Below are 4,219 nucleotides of genomic sequence, written 5' to 3' on the forward strand. Positions count from 1 at the left end.
GCTTCAAGGTTCTGGCAATCGACGGCAGGGCGCGGCGCGGCGTGATCGACATGCCGCGCGGCGAAATCCGCACGCCAGCCTTCATGCCGGTCGGCACCGGCGGTACCGTCAAGACGATGTATATGGACCAGGTGCGCGGCGTCGGCGCCGACATCATCCTTGGCAACACCTACCATCTGATGCTGCGGCCAGGCGCCGAGCGTGTGGCGCGGCTCGGCGGCTTGCATGAATTCGCCCGCTGGCCGCATCCGATCCTGACCGACAGTGGCGGTTTCCAGGTCATGTCGCTGTCGAAGCTGAGAAAGCTGACCGAAAAGGGCGTCACCTTCCGCTCGCATATCGATGGCGCCGCCTACGAGATGTCGCCGGAGCGGTCGATCGAGATTCAGGGGCTGCTCGATTCCGATATCCAGATGCAGCTCGACGAATGCACGGCGCTGCCGGCCGAAATGAAGGAGATCGAGCGCGCCATGGAGCTGTCGCTGCGCTGGGCCGAGCGCTGCAAGACGGCGTTCGGCGACCAGCCGGGCAAGGCGATGTTCGGCATCGTGCAAGGCGGCGACAACGCAGCGCTGCGGGTGCGATCGGCGCAGGCGCTGAGCGCGATGGAGTTGAAGGGCTATGCGGTCGGCGGCCTGGCCGTCGGCGAACCGCAAGCGGTGATGCTCGAGATGCTCGACATCACCTGTCCGGAGCTGCCGGCGGACAAACCGCGCTATCTGATGGGCGTCGGCACGCCTGACGATATCCTGAAGTCGGTGGCGCGCGGCATCGACATGTTCGACTGCGTGATGCCGACACGGGCCGGCCGCCACGGCCTCGCCTATACAAGGCGCGGCAAGGTCAATCTGCGCAACGCCCGCCATGCTGACGATCCGCGCCCACTCGACGAGGAAAGCGACTGCCCGGCCGCCCGTGACTACTCACGCGCCTATCTGCATCATCTGGTGCGCTCGCAGGAAGCGCTCGGCGCCATGCTTTTGACGTGGAACAACCTGTCCTACTACCAGAAACTGATGCAGGACATCCGCGCTGCGATCGAGGCTGGCACCTTCGAGGCGCGCGGCGCCGAAATCACCGAGGGCTGGGCGAGGGGCGATATCCCGTTGCTGTAAGGCCTCAAGTGCTGAGCGAATTCGAGGCGCGCAGGCTGCAGCCGGTGATCTGGAACGTGCCGTCGGGCTGCTGCTGCAGCGTATAGACCGCCTCGTAATCCTTGCCATCGGGGCCGACGATCAGCACCTGCTGGACGATCGAACCCGGACCGGTCTCCTCGACCTTGCCGAAGGAATAAGTCTGCGGCTTGCGCACCGGCGGATAGCCGTTGGTCACCATGTTCATGAAGGCATCGACGGTCGGGAAGATCCGCTTCACATTCGGGGCGGCGAAGCTGTAGGCGGTGGCGCCGTCATTGGCGATGAGGGCCTTTAGCTGACCGTCGATGACGGACTGGCCTGCCTTGATCTCGGCATCGCCGGCCAATGCCGACGACACGCAGAGGAATGGAACGACTGCGAATGCGAAAAAGGCGCGGCGCATGGCCTGTCTCCGTTGTCCCGCGAAACATCTTCCCTTGAAATGGTGCTGTCCGAAGACGCATCATAACATACGCTTGGCAGCGCATCGCGGTTTCAGCGATCGCGAATAATCGCTGGCGCTCGGCGGCAGGTTGCATGCTGGCGGAGAGCTGCGGCAGGTCGCAGCCCAGGCCTGGGCCGGCAGAGTACGGATTCCAGCGCTTGAAAGCCCGCCTCCAGTCTGCCAGAAGGGCCGCTGGACTTGGACGTTTAGCGGGACGAAGCCATGAAGGCGTTTTTCGTGCAGATCAAATGCGAGCTCGGCAAATCCTATGAGGTTGCCAGCGCGCTTGCCGATGCCGAGATCGCCTCGGAAATCTACTCCACCGCCGGCAACTACGATCTGCTCGCCAAATTCTATGTCGACGACGAGGAAGACGTCGGCCATTTCGTCAACGAAAAGGTGCAGATTCTCCCCGGCATCAAGGACACGTTCACCGTCGTCACGTTCCGTGCTTTCTAGCCGGTAAACGCATTTGCCCGGGCACGAGGCAAAGGCTGATCAAGGTCATATTTCAGCTGCCTCAATTTTAGGCAGGCGCAACATACTGATCGCCCGTATCTCCCAAATCACCGATTGCGCTTGATTTTCTCCGGCGACGCCAGTGAAATGGCGTCACAGGGGAGTATGCGATTGGCAGCGTTCGATGAAATGCTTCCGGAAGTCTCCGGATTGAGAAGACCGTATTCGGCGTATGATCGCTGGCTGAAGGAGCAGGATCCAGCCAGGCTGACCGAGAAGATGCAGGACGCTGAACGCGTCTTCCGCAAGACCGGCATCACCTTCGCCGTCTATGGTGAGCAAGAAGCCTCCGAGCGGCTGATCCCGTTCGACATCGTTCCCCGCATCATTTCAGGCAATGAATGGCGGCGCCTCACGCAGGGCATCGAGCAGCGCGTGCAGGCGCTGAACGCCTTCCTCGACGACATCTACCATCGCCAGGAAATCCTGCGGGCAGGGCGCGTACCCAGGGAATTGATCGCCAGGAATGAGGCATTCCTGCCGGAGATGATCGGGGTCAGGCCGCCGGCCGGCGTCTATACCCACATCATCGGCGTCGACATCGTCCGCATCTCGGAGGACGAGTTCTACGTGCTGGAGGACAATGCGCGCACGCCGTCCGGCGTCTCCTACATGCTGGAGAACCGCGAGACGATGATGCAGCTGTTCCCCGAGCTGTTCCAGAAGATCAAGGTGCGGCCGGTGGAAAACTACCCGCAGCTTCTGCGCCAGTCGCTGGCGGCGGTGCGGCCGCAAAGCACCAAAGGTGCGCCGACCATTGCGGTGCTGACGCCCGGCAGCTTCAATTCCGCCTATTTCGAACACGCCTTCCTTGCCGACCAGATGGGCGTGCAACTGGTCGAAGGCCAGGACCTGCGCGTGGTCGACGGCCATGTCGCCATGCGCACGACGGAAGGCTACAAGCAGATCGATGTGCTCTACCGCCGCGTCGATGATTCTTTCCTCGACCCGCTGACGTTCCGTCCGGATTCCGCTCTCGGCATACCCGGCATCATGGATGTCTATCGCGCCGGCAACATCACCATCGCCAATGCGCCGGGCACCGGCATAGCCGACGACAAGGCGATCTATTCCTACATGCCCGAGATCATCGAGTTCTACACCGGTCGCAAGGCAATCCTGGGCAACATTCCGACCTGGCGCTGCTCGGAGCCCGACAGCCTGAAATACGTGCTCGAACACATCGACGAGCTGGTGATCAAGGAAGTGCACGGTTCCGGCGGCTACGGCATGCTGGTCGGGCCTGCGGCAACCAAGAAGGAATGCGAGACCTTCGCCAAGAAGTTGGCGGCCAAGCCATCGAATTATATTGCCCAGCCGACGCTGGCGCTGTCGACATGCCCGATCCTGACGGAAAAAGGGCTGGCGCCGCGCCACGTCGATCTCAGGCCCTATGTGCTGGTCTCCGACCGCATCCAGATCGTGCCTGGGGGCCTCACACGCGTCGCGTTGAAGGAAGGTTCGCTGGTTGTGAACTCGTCGCAGGGCGGCGGGACGAAAGATACTTGGGTGTTGGATGATTGAGACGAGTGAGTAGGGAATAGTCAGTAGTCAGTAGCGGAAATAGAGGGACAGGAAATGCCATATTTCATTGAGATTCAATTGCTTAATATTCACTGCTCACTATTCGCTACTCACTAGCCCGAAGGGCCACTTCATGCTTTTAGGCCGCACCGCAAACGGGCTCTATTGGATGAACCGCTATATCGAGCGGGCGGAAAACATGGCGCGCTTGGTCGATGCCGGCCTGCGCATGGCGCTGACCCGCACCCAAAGCGCCTCGGAAGAGTGGAATTCGGTGCTGCTCAGCGCTGGTTCCGACGTCACCTTCAGCCAGAAATATTCCGACTATACCGCCGCCAATGTCGCCGACTTCCTGTTGCGCGACACGTCGAACCCATCGAGCACGATGTCGTCCATCGAGACAGCCCGCAACAATGCCCGCATGGTGCGCACCGCGCTGACGCGCGAGACCTGGGAAAGCATCAACGAAGCCTGGATGGCGCTGAAGCGGATGCTGGCCAAGCCGATCGACGAGCGCGACCTGCCAAGCGTGCTCGACGCCATCAAGCGCGAGACGGCGCTGATCCGCGGCTCGTTCTACGGCACCATGCTGCGC

5 protein-coding genes are annotated in these 4,219 nt (G+C 61.6%); 4 read left to right on the forward strand and 1 reads right to left on the reverse strand.

The genetic code is table 11. From position 1 onward, the window contains the following. Positions 1-1,115: tRNA guanosine(34) transglycosylase Tgt (tgt, locus tag ENZ75_RS23160; protein ID WP_128278338.1), on the forward strand; the 1,115-nt coding region annotated here is incomplete at its 5' end. A 4-nt stretch (positions 1,116-1,119) separates the two neighbouring features. Here the strand turns inward: tgt and ENZ75_RS23165 are convergent. Further along, positions 1,120-1,539: a DUF4864 domain-containing protein gene (locus ENZ75_RS23165; protein ID WP_063167942.1), complete on the reverse strand. Its 420-nt coding sequence runs from the start codon at positions 1,537-1,539 to the stop codon at positions 1,120-1,122. 264 nt (positions 1,540-1,803) lie between these two features. Here ENZ75_RS23165 and ENZ75_RS23170 point away from each other — a divergent pair, with 264 nt between their 5' ends. The 3 genes from ENZ75_RS23170 to ENZ75_RS23180 all read left to right on the forward strand — a co-directional run. Next, positions 1,804-2,040, forward strand: a complete 237-nt coding sequence (locus ENZ75_RS23170; protein ID WP_010909609.1) for an Lrp/AsnC family transcriptional regulator — start codon at positions 1,804-1,806, stop codon at positions 2,038-2,040. A gap of 171 nt (positions 2,041-2,211) precedes the next feature. Next, positions 2,212-3,624: a circularly permuted type 2 ATP-grasp protein gene (locus ENZ75_RS23175; RefSeq protein WP_024503502.1), complete on the forward strand. Its 1,413-nt coding sequence runs from the start codon at positions 2,212-2,214 to the stop codon at positions 3,622-3,624. A 133-nt stretch (positions 3,625-3,757) separates the two neighbouring features. Further along, positions 3,758-4,219, forward strand: a 462-nt coding sequence (locus ENZ75_RS23180; RefSeq protein ID WP_206617082.1) for an alpha-E domain-containing protein, incomplete at its 3' end; no start/stop codon positions are given.

It is taken from the genome of Mesorhizobium sp. M7A.F.Ca.CA.002.04.1.1, assembly GCF_004022805.1.
GTDB classification, from domain to species: Bacteria; Pseudomonadota; Alphaproteobacteria; order Rhizobiales; family Rhizobiaceae; genus Mesorhizobium; species Mesorhizobium ciceri.